The following is a 17,081-nucleotide window of genomic DNA, read 5'->3' on the forward strand; positions in this document are numbered from 1 at the left end:
CGCGCGTCAGGGGCGCAGGCCGTCGAGCGACGCCGGCGCCGTCCGGCTCGCGGCCGGCGGCTCGCAGGGCAGCTCGACCGTGAACCGCGCCCCCTCGCCCTGGCGGCTGTCCACGCGCGCCGCGCCGCCGAGCGCCTCCACGATGCTCTTCACGACGTGGAGCCCGAGCCCGAGCCCCCCGAAGTGACGGCTCGACACAGCGCGCTCGAACCGCTCGAACACGTAGGGCAGTCGCCCGGCCGGGATCCCGATGCCCTGATCCTGCACCACGAGCTCCGCCGTGCCGTCCTTCCGCGCCACCGTGATCTCGATCGGCTTGCCCGCCCCGAACTTGAGGGCGTTGTCGAGCAGGTTCGACACCACCTGCTCGAGCCGGCTCCGGTCCCACGACCCCACGACGGACGGCTCGGCGCGCACGCTCACGAGCGAGCCCGATTGCGCGACGCGCTCGCCGAGCCGCTCCACGACCTCGTCCACGACCTCCGCGAGGTCGACCGGCTCGACGTGCAGCTCCAGCCGGCCGGTGTGGAGCTGCGAGACGTCCAGGAGATCGTCGATCAGCCGGGTGAGCCGCTGCACCTGCCGATCCATCCGGTGCAGGGCGCGCCCGAGGCGATCCTCGGGCGCGTGGCCGCTCCGGCGGAGCAGCGCCTGGAGGCCGAGGCGCAGGGAGGTGACGGGCGTCCGGAGCTCGTGCGACGCGACGCTGAGGAAGTCGTCGCGGGCGCAGACCGCGTGCTGCGCCTCGCGGTAGAGGCGGGCGTTCTCGAGGGCGATCGCGATCTGGTCCGAGAGGAGCTCCAGCACGCGGACGCGGTCGCGCGTGAAGGCGCGCGTGGTGAGGTTGTTCTCGAGGTAGACCACCCCGAGCTGCGCCTCCTTCCGCTGGATGGGCAGGACCAGGACCGACCTCGACCCACCCTCGGCGAAGTGAGGATCGCGGCCCTGCTCCGGCTCGCAGGCCGCGTCGTCGAGCACGAGGAGCTCCCGCGCTCCGTGCGCGTGCTCGACGACCCGCCGCGGGACCTCGCGCGACCGGGAGAGCGGCGTGCGCTCGATGGAGACCGGGGCCGCGACCGACCCCAGGGCCCGCACGAAGAGCTCCCCCTCTTCCTCGAGCACGAGCGCCCCGCGCTGCGCGCCGGCGGCCTCCAGGCAGACGCCGAGGAGCTTCTCGAGCAGCCGATCGAGCACGATCTCTCCGGAGAGGGTCTCGGCGGCCTTGAGCAGGCTGAGCGCGTCGAGGGCGACCGCCGGCAGCCGCTCCTCGACGAGCTCGGGCTCCTCGCAGGGCTCGTGGAGCCTGAACTCGTCCGTGAGCGCGCGGGCCTTCTCCGAAGCCCCCCAGCGGGCGAACCCCTGCCGCGCGGCGCGCAGGTAGAGGGCCGCGATCCGCGCCCGCCCGAGCCCATGGTAGAAGCGCCCGGCCAGCTCGTTGCCGAGCGCCGAGAGATTGAGGGATCCCCCGCGCGTCGCCGCGGCGACGGCCTCGTCGTATCGCGCGCCGGCGAGCTCGAAATTGCGCTCGACGCGGGCGATCTCTGCGTCGACGAGGAGGCGCCGCGGGAGGAAGTTCTCCGCGCAGCCCGACTCCCACCTTTGCAGGACGCGCTGCAGGTCGGCCACGCGCGCGAGCAGCGCGGCCCGCTCTCGCGCGTCGGCCTCGTCGCACCGCCACAGCAGCGTGAGCGCGGTATACAGCGCGTGCTGGCACTCGGGGATGTATCCGCCGAGGAAGTGCATGTACGGGACCGCCGCGTCGGCGTGCGCGGCGGCCTGGGCCAGGTCCCGGTACGTGTAAGAGGCCTGGAGACGCACGATGTGATACACGCACATCGTCGACGGTTCCCTCTGCGCCGCCTCGAGGAAGGCCCGCTCGTCGAACTCGGCATCATCGGCCAGGCCCCGGCTCCTCGTCAGCCCCTTGAGGCACCGGATGGTCTGCCGGTAGGCGAGCTGGTGGAGGAGCGTCGACTTGTTGCCAGTCTGCCGGCTGAACGCGAGCGCGTCGTTCAGATCGACCAGCACGCGATCGAGCTCCACCCCTGCGGCGAACGAGTGCTCCACGAGCCCCGTGTGCGCGTACGCGGCGAAGCGGAGCTCGCCGGACGACAGGCCCAGGGCGATGATCTCGCGGAACGGCCCCGCGCTCGAGGCGAGCGGCGCGATCCACGGGTGAACGAACTCGTTGTACATGTACCGGGCGATCGTCTCCTGGGCGCGATCCTCGAACCTCCGCGCGAGCTCCACGGCGAGCCGGCCGAAGCCCCGGGCGCTCTGGAGCTCGCCCTCGGCCGCCAGGAGCAGCGCGTGCCCTGCGTAGGAGAGGATCGCCTCGCTCGAGTTGCCGTGCTCCAGCGCGAAGCGGACGCCGAGGGAGGTGAGGAGCAGCAGCTGCTTCCGGTCCGCGAACCACGCGGGGGCCACCAGCTCGCCGAGGAGCTTCATGTGGGCCCGGGCTTCTGGCCTGGTCACGCGGGGGAGGTCGACGAGCGACTCGGGCGAGCGCGCCGCGACGTGCTCGGCGATGGCCCACCGCTGCGCCGCGATCGCCCCGTCGAGATCCGTCGCGGGCAGCTCGACCCCGAAGTCCGCGCGCAGCGCGTCGCGTCCCCAGCCGAGCGCCAGATCGTGCTCGCCGGTGATCGTCGCGCTCATGATCCGGAGCGCTTCCAGATCGACCTTCTCGGGGATCGACGTCGCGTGGCGGAGCCCCTCCTCCACGAGCGCGCGGGCCATGGCGTGCTGATCGGTCAGCGCGGCGCACTCCGCCGCGTCGCGATGGAGGGAGAACCAGAGCTCGTAGCATGAGCGGGGGGCGCCCTCCGGCAGCAGGCGGAGGCCGCTGCGGAAGTATGCGAGCGCCGGGCCGTAGGCCGCGGCGCGGCGCGCCTTGAGTCCGGCGCGGTGGTTCAGCCGCGCGAGGTGGCCCCGCTGCTCCGCGTCGAGCGGCGTCGGGCCGAGGTTCAGCTGGTCCACGGCGTGGAACAGCGCGCTCTCCGCCCTGTCGCCGCAGGAGGCGCCGCAGGAGGCCTCGAGGAAGCGGCCGATCTCCAGGTGCAGCTGCCTCCGCCGCTCCTCTGGCGCGAGCTCGTAGGCGGCCTGCTGGACGCGATCGTGGGCGAACCGGACCGCGAGCTCCCGGCCGGGCTGGCGCGCGCTGTCCGGCAGGATGAGGCCCTCCCGGAGCGGCTGGCCGAGCGACGCGATCGTCTCGTCGATGGACCGGCCCGACACGGCCGCGACGATCCCGAGCTCCGAGCGCCTCCCGATGCACGCGGCGATCTGCAGGAGCTCCTGCGCCTCCTCGGGCAGCTTGCGGGCGGACTCCGCCATCAGCTGGACCACGTTGTCGGTGGCCCCGACCCGCTCGATCCGGCCGAGGTCCCACGTCCACGTCGAGCGGCTCGCGTCGAAGAGGAGCAGCTGTTTCCCCTGGAGCGATCGGAGGAGCTGGCGGACGAAGAAGGGATTGCCGGCGGTCTTGGCGAGGAGGAGCTCCGCGAGCGGTCGCGCCCGCTCCGGCTCGCAGCGGAGCGCGTCGGCGAGCAGCGCGACCATCGCCTGCGCGTCGAGCGGGCCGAGCGGCAGACGGGTGATCGGGATCTGGGCTCGCCGGAGCTCCTCGAAGGTCCCCTGGAGCCGGTGCGTGAGGCCGACTTCCCTCGGCCGGTACGCCGCGATCAGCAGCACGTGCCGGCTGCCTGGATCCGCGGCCAGGGTGTGCAGGACGCGGAGCGACGCGGTGTCTGTCCACTGGAGATCGTCGAGGAAGATCGCGAGCGGCGGCCGCTGGCCGGCCACGGCGCGCACGAAGTCCTGGATCGCGAGCAGGAAGCGGCTCTCCGCGCGCATCGGATCCACGGCGGGCAGATCGGGCGTCCCCGCGAAGAGGTCGGCGAGCTCCGGGCAGAGCGCTGCGAGCACGCGGCAGGGCGCGCTCGCAGCGTCCCTGAGCTGCGCGAGGCTGTCCTCCGGCTCGGCGTGAAGGATGGCCGCGAGGGTGCGGAGCGCCTCCGTCAATGAGGCGTAGGGCACGTTGGCGGCGCGCAGATCGAATTTCCCCTCGATGAACCGCCCGCCCCGCTTGGCGACCGCGCTTTGCAGCGCCTCGACGAGGGCGGTCTTTCCGATGCCCGCCTCTCCGGTCACCAGCACGAGCTCTGTCCGGCCCGCCGACGCGCGGGCGAGCGCGCCGTGCAGCGTGGCGAGCTCGCGCTCGCGCCCGAACAGGCGCTCGGGCAGCGGGAGCCACCGCGCGAGGTCGAGGCGGCCGAGCTCGAACGGCTCGATGTCGCCGGTGGAGAGCCACCGCCTCCGCGCCTCGCGCAGGTCCTGGGCGAGGCTCTCGGCGCTCTGGTACCGCAGCTCCGGCATCTTCGCGAGGAGCCGCTGCATGAGCTCGGACAGCGTCGCCGGGACGTAGGCGCTCACCTCGTGCGCGGGCACGGGGCTCCTCGCCAGCTGGGCGTGCACGAGCGCGAGCGGATCGAGGTCCTGGAACGGCGGCGCGCCGATGAGCATGGCGTAGAAGGTCGCGCCCAGCGCGTACAGGTCCGAGCGCGCGTCGATGAACCGGCCTGTGCGCCCGAGCTGCTCGGGGGACAGGAAGGGGAGCGCCTTCAGCTTCTCGATCTCCACGGCGCCGGGCGCGCTCGTGAGCTCGGCCGCGTCCACGAAGTGGACGAGGGTGACCTGCCCCTCCGCGCCGAGGACCACGCGGCTGGGGGCGATCGCGCGGTGGACGACGCCGCCCGCGTGGATGCGCGCGCAGGCGTCGGCGAGCGCGACGGCGATGTCGAAGAACGCGTCGAGCGCGAGCGGCCCTCGGGCGAGCCGCCGCTCGAGGTCCTCGGGGCCCGCGTCCTCGAGGAGGAGCGCGGGCGCGCTCGCGGGGCCCTCCAGCGCGAGCGGCCGTGCGACCCCCGGCACGTCGAGCCGGCGCAGGAAGGCGTGCTCGCGCAGCAGGAGAGCCGCCGCCCCCGGGGCCGGAGGGCTCCCGCGGACGGTCTTCTGCACGACCGTCCTGCCGTCGACCGTGAACCTGCGGAGCAGAAAGCGGCCGCAGCGGTGGACCTGGGTCGCTTCCGCCCGAGTCATACGCGTTCCCCCTCGCGCAATTCATGGGAATATAAAGCAAGGTGCGTGTGCACGCGAGCCGGGAATTCTCGGCCTCAGGAGTCGACCCGGCGCCGTCGAAGCGAACGTCGTGGAGCGGGCGCTCGAGCCTCCCGTCCGGTCCTCGTGGCCCGCTCCTGCTCGCGCTGCTCCTCGATCAATCCAGCGAGCGAAGGTGCTAGGATGACGCTGCGCATGTCCGGCGGGTGGGCGGCTGCCCGGCGCCGGCGCGCACACCGGGGAGCTTCGATGAACGCACCTGTCGTTGCAGGGGACGTGATCGCCGAGAAGTACCGGGTCGACCGGGTCCTGGCCAGGGGCGGGAGGGGGATGGTGCTCGGCGCCAGCCACCTCGTCCACCCCGAGCGGGTCGCGATCAAGCTCCTGGTCGGCGACTCCAGCCCTGCGCTCGTGGAGCGGTTCCTCCGTGAGGCGCGCGCGGCGGTGCGGCTCAAGGGCGAGCACGTCGTGCGGGGGCTCGACGTCGGCCAGCTCGACTCGGGCGTCCCGTACCTGGTCATGGAGCACCTCGACGGCCGCGATCTCGCCGAGCTGCTCCGCGACCGCGGCCAGCTCGAGATCTCGGAGGCTGTCGATTGCGTGCTGCAGGCCTGCGTGGGGATGGCCGAGGCGCACGCCGCGGGGATCGTGCACGGCAATCTCAAGCCGGCGAACCTGTTCCTCACGACGACCCCCGGCGGCGCGACGCTCCTCAAGGTGCTCGACGTCGGCATCTCGAGGGACCCGTCCTTCGCGAGCGAGGGCGACGGCGGCGCGCCGGCGCAGGAGGGGCTCGACTGTCCCTTCTACATGGCGCCGGAGCAGCTGCGGCCGTCGAGCGCCTTCGATGCGCGCGCCGACATCTGGTCGCTCGGCGCGATCCTCTACCGGCTCCTGACGGGGCAGCCTCCCTTCGAGGCGAGCTCGCCCGCCGATCTCGCCCTGCGCGTCGCGAGCGCCGAGCCGGCGCTCCCGAGCGCGCTCCGGCCCGACATTCCCCCCACCGTCGAGCGCGTGCTCCTCGGCTGCCTCGAGAAGGACCCGGCGCGGCGGCCCGCGAACGTGGCCGAGCTGGCGATCGCGCTCGCCCCGCACGCGCCGGTGGGCAGCCAGGAGTACGCGCAGCGCGCCGCGCGGGTCCTCGGCGCGACGCTGCCGCCGCGCCCCCGCGCCTCGCTCCCGACGATCGGGCTCGGGCTCAACGCGAAGCCGCGCGCCGCGCCGCGCTTGCAGCAGGCCACCGAGCCGGGCGCGCCGGCGCTCTCGCGGGCCTTCCAGCACGACGCGCCACTCAAGGGGAGCCACAAGGTGCGCCTCGCGCTCATCGCGGCCCTCGCGTCGCTGCTCGCGATCCTCGGCGTGGCCGCGGCGCAGCTCAAGTGAGCCGGCGCCGATCGCGCCCCGCCTCCGGCGAGGGCGCCTCCGGTCGTCGCCGAGGGGGCGCAGCCGCCTCGGAGCAGGGCAGGCATGGAGAAGCCGGAAGGCCATCCCGATCGCCCACGGGCGCAGGCGCCTTCACGCGCGCAGGTCCTCGCGCCGGCGCCGAGAAAACGTGACATCGGCGTAGACCGGCTGTCGTAGTATCCGCCGCATGCCGCATTCTCTCCCACATCCCTGGGGCGGTTCCGCTCCGTCCGCGCGCATAGGCAAGGTCGCATTCCTCGGATATGGCCGCTTTGGCGCGGCGCTCGGGTCGCTGCTGGGCGACGCGGGGATCGCGGTGCGCGCGTTCGACCCTGGCGCCGAGATCCACGGCGCCGTGCGGGCCGCCTCGCTTGCGGAGCTCGTGGACGGCGCGGACCTCGTCCTCGTTGCCGTCCCGGTGCCGGCGATGCGCGAGGCCCTCGTCTCGCTGCGGCCGCACCTCGCGCCGTGGCAGGTGGTGGCCGACGTGGGCAGCGTGAAGACCGTGCCGGCGCGCGCCATGGCCGAGGTGCTCGGCGCCGACCGGCCCTGGGTGGCGACGCACCCCCTCTTCGGTCCGGCGAGCCTCGCCCGCGGCGAGCGCCCGCTGCGCGCCGTCGTCTGCCCGAACCCGGTCCATCCGGACGCGGTGCGCCGCGTCGTCGCGCTGTTCGAGCGGATCGGGTGTCAGGTGCTGGAGCAGGCCCCGGACGAGCACGACCGGGTGATGGCCTTCACGCACGCGCTCGCGTTCTTCATCGCGAAGGGCATGCTGGACGCGGGCGTGCCCGCCGGCGCGCCGTACGCGCCGCCCTCGTTCCAGGGCATCGCGCACACGATCGAGACGGTGCGCGTCGACGCGGGGCACCTGTTCGCTGCGCTGCACCGCGAGAACCCCTTCGCGGGCGAGGCGCGCCGCCGCCTCATCAGCGCGCTCGTCGCCGTCGATCGCAGCCTCGATGTCCCGACCAAGGACGCCGCGCCCGAGGACCTCGCCGCGCTCTCGATCCCCGATCTCGGCTCGCTCTCCCCCGAGCTCCGCGAGACGCGGGAGCTCATCGACGAGCTGGATCTGGAGCTCGTCGACCTGCTCGCGCGCCGGTCCGAACTCGTCCAGCGCGCCGCGCGCGCCAAGGCCACGATCGGCGCTGCGGTCCGGGATCCCGTGCGCGAGGCGCGGCTCATGGAGTCGCGCCGCCGTCGCGCAGGCGAGCTCGGCCTCGACGCCGACGGGATCGCCGAGGTCTTCGAGGTGATCCTCCGGCACTCGCGCTCCCTGCAGGAGCGGCGCTCCTCCACCTAGCGTGGCGACGGCGCGCGGAGCGCGGGAGAAACTCCTCACCACGGAAACGCGACGGACACGGAGAGCGTCAACAACAACCGCGCTGCTTTACGCGCCTGTCGCGTCGGTTCTCGCGTCCGCTTTTGCATCGGTTGTTGTATCGCGTTTCGTGGTTCGCATCGCGTTTCGCGTCGATTTCCTCCGTGCCTCTCTCTCGATTCGCGATCTCCCTCACGGCCTCTCCATGAGGTGGCGCTCGCCCCATGGCGCCGCGAAATCCCTTTCCACGCCGGCGCGCTTCGGTGTACGGTCGGCCTTTCGGGGATCATGGAGCAGCATCGGGAGCTCCCTTATTGGCACTGCAGGCGACCCCGGGGTCGCGGGTAGGACGGCGCCTAGATTACGATACGGGCTCGTCAGTGCAGTTCAGGGAGGGCTGGAATGGATCAACGGGGCGGCCATGCCGAGGAGGCCGAGCGTTCTGGGGCCGGCGGCAGGAGCGGGGTCCGCGCGCGCTCGACCGCCCTCGGGGGTGCCTCCCAGCGCGCGGGCGCCGGTCGCCGCTCGGTCGGGACGCGGCGCGGGCCCGTCTCTCGCCGCGAGACGGCGCTGCGCCCATCAGGCGACATTGTCGCCATGAACCTCTTCGGGCCGAACCCTGAAGCAGGCGCGGCATTCGCCGCCCGAAAGCGGTGGACACAGAAGAGTTCCTGAGGATGCTGCGAGGTCGGCCGCGGCGCTGACGCCGGGCAGGAGGGCAAGGAGACGCGGGATGAGGGCAGAAGTAGGCAGGGTCAACATCCTGGTCGTTGACGACAGGCCTGAGCAGCTCCTCTCCCTGGAGGCTGTTCTCGCTCCGCTCGGCGAGAACATCGTCAAGGCGGCGTCCGGCAGGGAGGCGCTCCGCAGCCTTCTGCAGGAGGAGTTCGCGGTCATCCTCCTCGACATCAACATGCCGGAGATAGATGGGTTCGAGACGGCGACGCTCATCCGCAAGCGAAGGAGCACGCTGCACACGCCGATCATCTTCCTGACGGCGCACAACGATCGCGCCTATGTCGAACGCAGCTATTCGCTCGGGGCGGTCGACTACATCATGACCCCGTTCGCCCCCGAGGTCCTCCGCACCAAGGTGTCTGTCTTCGTCGACCTCTCCAAGAAGACACAGAAGATCAGGCTCCAGGCGGAGTCGCTGCGCGCGCACGCGGAGCAGCTCCAGCGGCTCAACCGCGCCGCGCTCACGATCAACTCGGCCATGTCGCTCGACGCCATGGTCGCGGCGATCACCGAGGCGGCGCGCGACGTCGGTTGCGCCCATCACGCCATGACGCTCGTGAAGCTGGAGAAGCCCGGAGAGCGGGCGCGGACCGCGGTGTCGCTCTCGGAGCGGTACGCCACGTTCCAGCAGGAGGCGCCGCCCCCCATCGCCGGCAGGCTGTGCGCGTACGTGTGCGGCAGGAACAGGCCCCTCCGGATGACGCAGCGCGAGCTCTCGCAGCACCCGGAGTGGCTGGACGACGCCGGGCAGAGGCCGCCGCCGCGGGGGTACCTCGCCGTGCCGCTCACCGCGGCCGACGGTCAGAACATCGGGACCATCCAGCTCTCGGACCGGCACGACGGCGAGTTCTCGGACGACGACGAGACGGTCCTCGTGCAGCTCGCGCAGCTCGCTTCCATCGCCATCCAGAACTGCGTGCACGCCGAGGCGCGCGAGGCGAACCGCCTGAAGGACGAGTTCCTCGCCACCCTCTCCCACGAGCTGCGCAGCCCGCTCAACGCGATCCTCGGCTGGACGCAGCTCCTGCGCGGCGAGCCGTTCGACGAGCAGCGGGTGTCGCATGGCCTCGAGGTGATCGAGCGCAACGTGGCCGCGCAGACGAAGCTCATCGAGGATCTCCTCGACGTCTCCCGGGTCGCGACGGGCAAGCTGCGCATCAGCGCGGCGCCGATGGCGCTCGCGCCCGTCGTGGAGATCGCCATCGACGCGATCCGTCCAGCCGCCGAGGCGAAGGGGCTCACGATCGACGTCTCGCTCGACCCTGTCCTCGAGGTGAACGGCGACGTGGATCGGCTCCAGCAGGTCGTCTCGAACCTCACGGCCAACGCGCTCAAATTCACGCGTCCTGGGGACCACATCCTCGTCTCGCTCCGGCGGGCCGGCGCCTACGCGGAGCTCACGGTGCGCGACTCGGGCGAGGGGATCGCGCCGGATTTCCTGCCCTTCGTCTTCGAGCGTTTCCGCCAGGCCGACAGCACGAGCCGCAGGACGCACGCGGGGCTCGGCATCGGGCTGTCGCTCGTGCGTCACATCGTCGAGGCCCACAGCGGCTCGGTCGTGGCCGAGAGCCCCGGGCTGCAGAAGGGGTCGATGTTCGTGGTCCGGCTCCCGCTCTGCGGGGTCGAGCGCAGCTCGCTGGCGGCGTCGATGAAGGAGGTGCGCTCGCGCTCGCTCGCGTCGTCGGAGGCCGCGTTCGATCTCGGCGGGCTCCACGTCCTGCTCGTCGAGGACGACGCGGACGCCCGGGAGCTCCTCCAGGAGGTGCTCTCGCAGCACCACGCCGAGGTGACGGCCGTGGCCTCGGCCAGCGAGGCGCTCGCCGCGTTCTGCGCGGCACGCCCGCACGTGCTCGTGAGCGACATCGCCATGCCGGGCGAGGACGGCTACGAGCTCATCCGCACCATCCGGCAGCGCCCGGCGCACGCCGGCGGCGATCTGCCCGCGCTGGCGCTGACGGCCTATGCTCGCAAGGAGGATCAGAAGCGCGCGCTCGACGCCGGCTTCCACATGCACGCAACGAAGCCGATCGAGCCCGCCGCCCTTGTGGCCGCCGTGGCGAGCCTCGCGGCCAGGGCCCGCGCCGGCGAGCTCACCTGCGCCCGGGAGCGAGACCCCGGCGACGAGATCAACCCGTGAGGGTCGAGGGAGCGGAGGGCGCTCGGGCGCTCTTCCCCCGTCGGCCGGCCAGCGAGCGACGGGTGTCCGGTGAGCGAGCGCCGTTTGCCTGGAGCGCCCCTCTCGCTCGCACACCCCATCTGATCTCGAACGCTGCGCCCGAGCGAGCCCGAGCGGGATATCGAGTCTTGTCCGGGCGCGCCCGCGCCCCTGAGCAGGACAAGGGCTCTCCTGGGTCAACCCTGCAATCTCCTCCCCGCGACGTGCCGGCCCCTCGACCCGAGCGGCCTCATGCTTGCGGTCCTCGAGGGGGCGGGGAGAGCGTCACGACCCCTGCCGGGTCGGGCGCCTGATCTCCTGGGCCGCCGCGGGCTCATCCATGGGACAGCGACCCTGGTGCGGAGCGCCCGAGGCGCGACGGGCGGTAGGCCTGAGACTTGCAGTGCCTCCCGCACAACATGTCCTCATGGGCCAGACGGGGAGCCAACCCCACACGGGGAGCCGGACGAAGCGCGCCCGCGCCGCGGCCGGGCCGTGGTTGCGTGCTGCGCGGCCCCGGCGGTGCTCCTCCACGTCGATCACGCGAGCACGCATTGGCTCAAGGGGCTTCACCTCTGGAGGTTCATCCGTTATAACGGATGCCGCGTCAAGCAAAGTTGCTTTTCATGCCTCATGTGCGCCTGGGCGCACGTCGGCGAATGTGCTTGACCGGCAGGTGCTCGCGGTGGGCCACCCACATGCAACGATGATGCAGTGAGACAAAAAGCTTGCGTAATCCAGTATGGTGGCCTATCATCCACAATAACGGAATCACCAACGAACCGACACCGAACCATCGCATGGCGGAGCGCTCGTGTAGCTCGCGAGCGCACAATTTGCGCGATTTCGGCGTGAATTGAGTCGCCGCGGCGATGTGGAGCGGTAAACGGTGCGGGTCTGTGCCGGGCAATTCTTTGGGGGGGAACAACCCAACGGAGAGAACGATACATGAAAGCTTCGATGAGCATCTTTGCAAGCGCGCTGCTGCTTGGCGCAACCATGATGATTGGCGCCGGATGCGGCGATGATGAGGGCACCACCTCCGGGACGACGAGCAGCTCGTCGTCGTCGAGCGGCACGGGCGGCGAGGGCGGCGAGGGCGGCGAGGGCGGCGCTGGTGAGGGCGGCGAGGGCGGCGAGGGCGGCGCTGGCGAGGGCGGCGAGGGCGGCGAGGGCGGCGCTGGTGACGGCGGCGCCGGCGGCGCCGGCGGCGCTGGCGGCGCTGGCGGCGCTGGCGGCGCTGGTGCGGGCGGCGAGGGCGGCGCCTGAGGCGAACGCCTCGTTGATGCGCTTCCCTCGCCCGAGCCGCAATGCGGGGGGCGGGGGAGCGGTCCCGCTTTAGCTCGAAGGGGATCACGGAAAGGTTGGGAGACGGAAGATGCTTTGCGTCTTCCCTCCTTCCCGTGAGATCCGGAGCATTTTCATCCCAGATCATGTACCTTCCGGCACCGGTTTATCCGGTCTGGGGGGCGCTGCGCCAGGCGCCATCTGCGCTGTTGCCGCGCGGTGCTGCCACGCGCTTTTCGCGCAGCAGCACGCCTCTTTCGCGCTGCTGCGCGTCTCTTTCGCTTTGCGGCGCCCGCTTCACGCTTCGACGCGTCTCGGACGGAGCTCCGGCGCGCAGCTCCCGGACTACGCATCATTTGCGGCCGCCCTGATTCCCGCGTCATGCCTCCGTGATGAGATCTCCGCTGCGTGGAACCGGCGGTGCGTTGTCCAGCGCGTCCCAGGTTCCATGGAGATCCCAGGCCGGAGGAATCCAGTTCACCGCGCGACGAGCAGCGTCTCCTCGGGTCGGGAGCTCGGCACGACCAAGGGCTGACCGTGCACCACGGTTCTACCGTGCGTCGCTGCAGCGCCTCAGCTCGCTCCAGGGGCTCTCCGCCTCGCGATTGCTGGCGCGGAGCTCCTCGGTGAGACGAGCGACCTCTGACGTGAGCGCCTCGTTGCAGCGCCGGAGATCGCTCACGGCGCGCTGCGCCTCGCCGTAGCGCACCGCGTTGCTCACGGCGACCGCCGCCTGCGACGCGAGCAGGCCGCAGAGCTCGAGCTGCGCCGCGCGGAAAGCCCCGGTGCCCGCGTCGTTCTCCGCGTAGAGCACGCCCGTGAGGCGGCCCTGGTGCGTCATGGCGAGGCACAGGATCGAGCGCGGGCCGGCCTCGATCAGGTAGGGGTCCTGCGCGAACCGCTCGTCCGCCGCTGCGCTCGCGAGCACGACCGGCTGTTGCGTCTGCGCGACGTGCTGAACGACGCTCGCGGCGAGATCGGCGATGCGTTCGAGCGGCGTCCCCGCCCCGAAACGGACCCCCTCGGCCTCGCCGGCGAGCTCGGCCTCGACGGTCAGCGCGCCGTCGCGGGCGAGGAGCAGCACGGCGCGCCGCGCCCCGGTGCTCTCGCGCAGCACCCGGAGGAGCCGCTCGAAGAGCCGCTCGAGGGCGAGCTCCCCGTGGAGAGCGCGCGAGGCGCGGAGGACGGCGAGCGCATCGATCGAGCCAGGGCGCTGCGCGCTCGCCGGGGGCGCGGCCTCCGGCGGCCGGCTCGCCTGCCCGAAGAACGTGGTGCGCGCCACGAGGTGTGGGTACTTCCGAGACAGCTGTCGCACTTTGGCCGTCGCGCCCCACCGCAGATAGCCCTCGTGGGCGTCGGTCATGTAGACGTGAGCGATCCGCTCCCTCCCGCTCGCCAGGTGGAACTTCGCGCAGAGCTCGCTGGCGAGCGCCTCGTCGCGCACGAACCCGTTCACCTTCGCCGCCTCGATCGCCTGATCGTAGAGCTTCATCGCAGCGAGCTCCTCGCCGGCGGCGCGCGCGGACTCCGCGCGGACGAGGAGGTGCTTGTGACGGTAGTTGTCCGGGCACCGCTCCGCCCACGCCGCGAGCCGGTCCCTGTAGCTCGGCACGGAGATGGGGGTCAGCTGTCGGCCCCGCGACAGCGCGGGCGAGAGCAGCGTGAGGCATGTGTAGAAGACGACCTCGGTCGCGAGGTGATCGTCGACGCCGCCCGGCATCTTCGCCTCGGCGAGCGACCCCATTCGCAAAGCTCCCTCGTAGTCCTCGACAAGAAAGCAGACCTGCTGTCGCAGCGCGCAGTGGATGAACGCGACGGCGCCATAGGCCGGCGCCGAGAGCTTCTCCTCGTACGCCGCGGCCGCCTCGTTGACCACGGGCTCCGGCGCGCGCGACGCGCCGACAGGCGCCGCGCTCATCAGGTCGTCGAGCGCGCGGCGCACCCCGGTCAGCGCCGCGACGGCGAGCTCCTCCCGGCCGCGCTGCACGAGCGCGAGGAACCCGTCGACCTCGGCTCGCACCGCCTCGCACTCGTCGCCGAGCCCGAAGCGAACGAGGGCGGTATGGACGCACGTCTGCGCCACGTACGTGAGATCGCCGGCCCTGAGCCCGGCCTCGTGGGCTTCCTTGAAGAGGTCGAGGCTCGAGAGCAGGTGCTTGGTGAAGACGCTGATGTGCGCGCCGAGCACGAGGCGCAGCCGGCACGAGAGCTCGTCCTGTCCGGACCTCTCGTTCAGCTCGAGCGCGAGCTCGCCGAGCTCGTAGGCCTCGTCGTAGCGGCGGAGCACCCGCGCGGCCATCCACGCGTGGGCCATGTAGCCGTACGGGGAAGCGCCGCTGTGCCCGCGCTCCAGCGACAGGTTGACCTGCCTGGCCGCGATGAAGGTGCAGAGCGGCGGGCAGATCAGCGCGGCGGGCATCGTCAGCGTCATGAGGAGCCGGAGCGCCGCGCAGGTCCTCGGGTCCGACGTCTCGGGCTCGTCGAGCAGGTCCCTGAGCCGGCGCGTGCCGAGCGCGGCGCGCGCCGCCGCGAGCTCGGCTTCCGCGGCCGCCTTCCGCGCCGGCCCCTCTTCGGGGAGGGGGACGCCGAGCATCGCGAGCGCCGTCTTCCCGAGCGCCAGCGCCTCGTCGAGCCGGCCCTGCGTTGTGTACAGCGCGATGCGCAGCTCGTACGCCCGGGCGCGCTCGAGATCCGAGCGCGCCTCCGCGGCGAGCACGTCGAGCAGCGACTCCGCGCGCTCGATCTGGCCGCCGTGGTACGCGCACTCGGCCGCCTCCGCGTGCAGCGAGAACGCGAGCTCGTGGTCCTGCTTGAAGCTCCCGTCCGGCAGCGCCGAGATCCCGGCCTCGAAGAGGTCGGCCGCCGCGGGGGGCGCGCCCCGCTCCTTCGCCCTGCGGCCCGCCGTGAGGTTCATCGAGGCGAGCTCCGCGCGCTGGCGCGGCTCGACGGTCAGGGGCGCGCCGAGGCTCAGGTGCTGCGCGGAGCGCTCGTCAGCCGATTTGCGTAGGAGCTTCATCGCCATCTCCGAGGCGATCGCGGGGGGCGCTGGCAGCGAGGTCGGCGCCGGCGCGGGTGTCCGCGCGGTGGCCCCTTCGTTCGCTGGGAGCTCCGTCGTGATCGTAGATGGATAAGGGATCATGGAGGGGCCGTCGCCCGCATCAACGGGCTCCTCCAGCGGCGCGATGTCCACCGGAGCCGTGCGTTGCATTCTACCCCAAGTGGGCAGGGGTACGCTACTGTGGCAGTGTACCGGCCTTCCTGGGCTGCGCGCGCCACGCCCGGAGGAGCCCGGCCTGACGGTCCGGCGAGAGCCCCGCTCGTAGTCTGGCTAACCGCTCCGGCGGAAGCGTTTTCGCCACGGCACGAAGCGGTCCTGACCGATCGCGCCTCGCCGTCTCAGATGAGCTCGCATGCAACGAGAAAGACTGAGGTTTTCGTACTTCCAAGAAGTCTGAAATGGAAGGGTCATGGTCCACAACCTGCAGTGTTTCCAGTCTGCCCGCGTCGAGGCGGGAGAGGAGAATGCGGTATGCGGTCTGTCTTGGGGGCGCTGGGCGCGCTCTGTGGCGTCATCTGCTGCGGAGCTGGTTGTGTCTCGGGGGCTGCGGGCGGCGTGGCGGAGGGCGAGCCGGGGCGCGACGGCGTCGCGCCGGTGGGGGCGAACGTGGAGCACAGATCGCCCCCCGGAATGTGCGGGACGGGGGCAGCTGATCGCGACGGCGTGTGTCAGGACGCCGCGGTCGAACGCGGCCGCAGCGTGTCCGGCGCGGAGGAGCCGGGCGCGGGCGCGCGGGCCGAGCCGGGTTGCCGGCGGCGCCCGTTCAGTCGGCAGTTTCCTGTCACGAGCGCGACCTTGCGCGGCTTCGCCATGGACCCGACGGGGGGTGCGTTGCTGGCCGGCTCCTTCGAGGGCGAGCTCCGCTTCGGCGACACCCGGCTGGAGAGCGCGGGCGCGGCGGACGCCTTCGTGGCGAAGCTCGATGCGTGCGGCAATCCACTCTGGGGCAAGCGGTTCGGCGACGCCGTGGCGCAGGGGGCCGTCGACGTCGCCGCGGGCAAGGGGGGCCACGCGCTCGTGCTCGGCGAGTTCTCCGGCACCCTCGATCTCGGAACGCGCCGGCTCACGGCGGCGTCGCCCTCGGGCGCCGATCTGTTCGTCGCGAAGCTCGGCCCGAGCGGCGCGACCCGCTGGGCGGCGCAGATCACCGCGGACGAGGACGCTATCCTGAGCGGCACGGCGCTCGCGGCCGACGGCGATGGCGGCGCGCTCGTGCTCGGCAGGCTCGAGGGGGCGGCGAAGGTCGCCGGCGTGCGGATCGAGCGGCGAGCGATCGGCGCCTTCGTCGTCCGGCTCGACGCCTCCGGCCACGTCGCGTGGGTCAGCCTGCCGCCGAGCGGATCGGACAGCGAGGAGATCGGCATCGAGGTCGACGAGCACCGCAACGTGTACCTCGCGAGCCAGGACGGGCGCGGCTCGGCGACGTTCGTGACGAAGCTCGACGACGGCGGGGATCTCGAGTGGCACCAGCGGTTCCGCGGCTCGTCGGATCAGCTCGAGATGGCGTTCGACCTCGCGGTGGCTCCGGACGGCGCCGCGTTGCTCTCCGGCAGCGGCGTCTTCGGCGATCCCGAGCTGCCGGGCGGGCCGCGGCCGTTCGTGGCCAAGCTCGACGATAACGGCGACGTGCTCTGGGTGAAGCGCTTCGACGCGCAGAGCCCCCGCCAGGTCACGGCGAGCGAGGAGGGCGTGGTGCTGGCCGGCGATGCGCTGTGCGAGGCGGCCGAGGATCCGGCGTCGTGCAGCGCGTGGGCGGCCGGGCTCAGCGCGAGCGGGGAGGAGGAGTGGACCCAGCGCATCGGCGCGGACGTCCGTGTCTCCGGGCTGGAGATGGACCCGTGGGAGCGGCCGGTGCTGGCCGGGTGGTTCCGGGGCACGATCGCGCTGGGGGGCGACGAGCTCTCCAGCGAGCAGGGCGCGCTCTTCCTGTCGCGCCTGTCCGAATCACGCTGACCCGCGCGCAGGCGCTGCGGTCCCGCGCGGGCGCTGCGCGGCGGGCG

7 protein-coding genes are annotated in these 17,081 nt (G+C 72.4%); 5 read left to right on the forward strand and 2 right to left on the reverse strand.

Annotated features, from left to right (window positions below):
• Window positions 1-6 precede the first annotated feature (6 nt).
• Complete coding sequence (locus WME75_RS07000; protein ID WP_437487499.1) at window positions 7-5,100, reverse strand: AAA family ATPase; 5,094 nt, start codon at window positions 5,098-5,100, stop codon at window positions 7-9.
• 267 nt (window positions 5,101-5,367) lie between these two features.
• On the opposite strand from WME75_RS07000, the gene WME75_RS07005 reads away from it, so the two are divergent.
• From WME75_RS07005 to WME75_RS07020, 4 genes are all read left to right on the forward strand, one after another.
• Window positions 5,368-6,501, forward strand: a complete 1,134-nt coding sequence (locus WME75_RS07005; protein ID WP_437487501.1) for a serine/threonine-protein kinase — start codon at window positions 5,368-5,370, stop codon at window positions 6,499-6,501.
• Window positions 6,502-6,709: 208 nt separating this feature from the next.
• A complete protein-coding gene (locus WME75_RS07010) occupies window positions 6,710-7,825 on the forward strand; it encodes a prephenate dehydrogenase/arogenate dehydrogenase family protein (RefSeq protein ID WP_437487503.1) in 1,116 nt (371 codons plus the stop codon).
• A gap of 751 nt (window positions 7,826-8,576) precedes the next feature.
• The gene (locus WME75_RS07015) at window positions 8,577-10,718 is read left to right on the forward strand and encodes a response regulator (RefSeq protein WP_437487506.1); all 2,142 of its coding nucleotides are present in this window, start codon (window positions 8,577-8,579) and stop codon (window positions 10,716-10,718) included.
• Window positions 10,719-11,696: 978 nt separating this feature from the next.
• Complete coding sequence (locus WME75_RS07020; RefSeq protein ID WP_437487508.1) at window positions 11,697-12,005, forward strand: hypothetical protein; 309 nt, start codon at window positions 11,697-11,699, stop codon at window positions 12,003-12,005.
• Window positions 12,006-12,573: 568 nt separating this feature from the next.
• Here WME75_RS07020 and WME75_RS07025 read toward each other — a convergent pair.
• Window positions 12,574-15,039, reverse strand: a complete 2,466-nt coding sequence (locus WME75_RS07025; RefSeq protein WP_437487510.1) for a GAF domain-containing protein — start codon at window positions 15,037-15,039, stop codon at window positions 12,574-12,576.
• A gap of 513 nt (window positions 15,040-15,552) precedes the next feature.
• On the opposite strand from WME75_RS07025, the gene WME75_RS07030 reads away from it, so the two are divergent.
• Window positions 15,553-17,034 carry a hypothetical protein gene (locus WME75_RS07030; RefSeq protein WP_437487513.1) on the forward strand — a complete coding sequence of 494 codons (1,482 nt, stop codon included), beginning with the start codon at window positions 15,553-15,555 and terminating at the stop codon, window positions 17,032-17,034.
• The last annotated feature ends 47 nt before the right edge of the window (window positions 17,035-17,081 follow it).

Origin of the sequence: Sorangium sp. So ce1014 (assembly GCF_051521505.1) — a bacterium.
Taxonomy (GTDB): domain Bacteria; phylum Myxococcota_A; class Polyangia; order Polyangiales; family Polyangiaceae; genus Sorangium.

Bases quoted from the DNA above. Each gene is read 5' to 3' on its own strand.
- WME75_RS07000 (WP_437487499.1), bottom strand. From the start codon at position 5,100: ATGACTCGGGCGGAAGCGACCCAGGTCCACCGCTGCGGCCGCTTTCTG.
- WME75_RS07005 (WP_437487501.1), top strand. From the start codon at position 5,368: ATGAACGCACCTGTCGTTGCAGGGGACGTGATCGCCGAGAAGTACCGG.
- WME75_RS07010 (WP_437487503.1), top strand. From the start codon at position 6,710: ATGCCGCATTCTCTCCCACATCCCTGGGGCGGTTCCGCTCCGTCCGCG.
- WME75_RS07015 (WP_437487506.1), top strand. From the start codon at position 8,577: ATGAGGGCAGAAGTAGGCAGGGTCAACATCCTGGTCGTTGACGACAGG.
- WME75_RS07020 (WP_437487508.1), top strand. From the start codon at position 11,697: ATGAGCATCTTTGCAAGCGCGCTGCTGCTTGGCGCAACCATGATGATT.
- WME75_RS07025 (WP_437487510.1), bottom strand. From the start codon at position 15,039: ATGAAGCTCCTACGCAAATCGGCTGACGAGCGCTCCGCGCAGCACCTG.
- WME75_RS07030 (WP_437487513.1), top strand. From the start codon at position 15,553: ATGCGGTCTGTCTTGGGGGCGCTGGGCGCGCTCTGTGGCGTCATCTGC.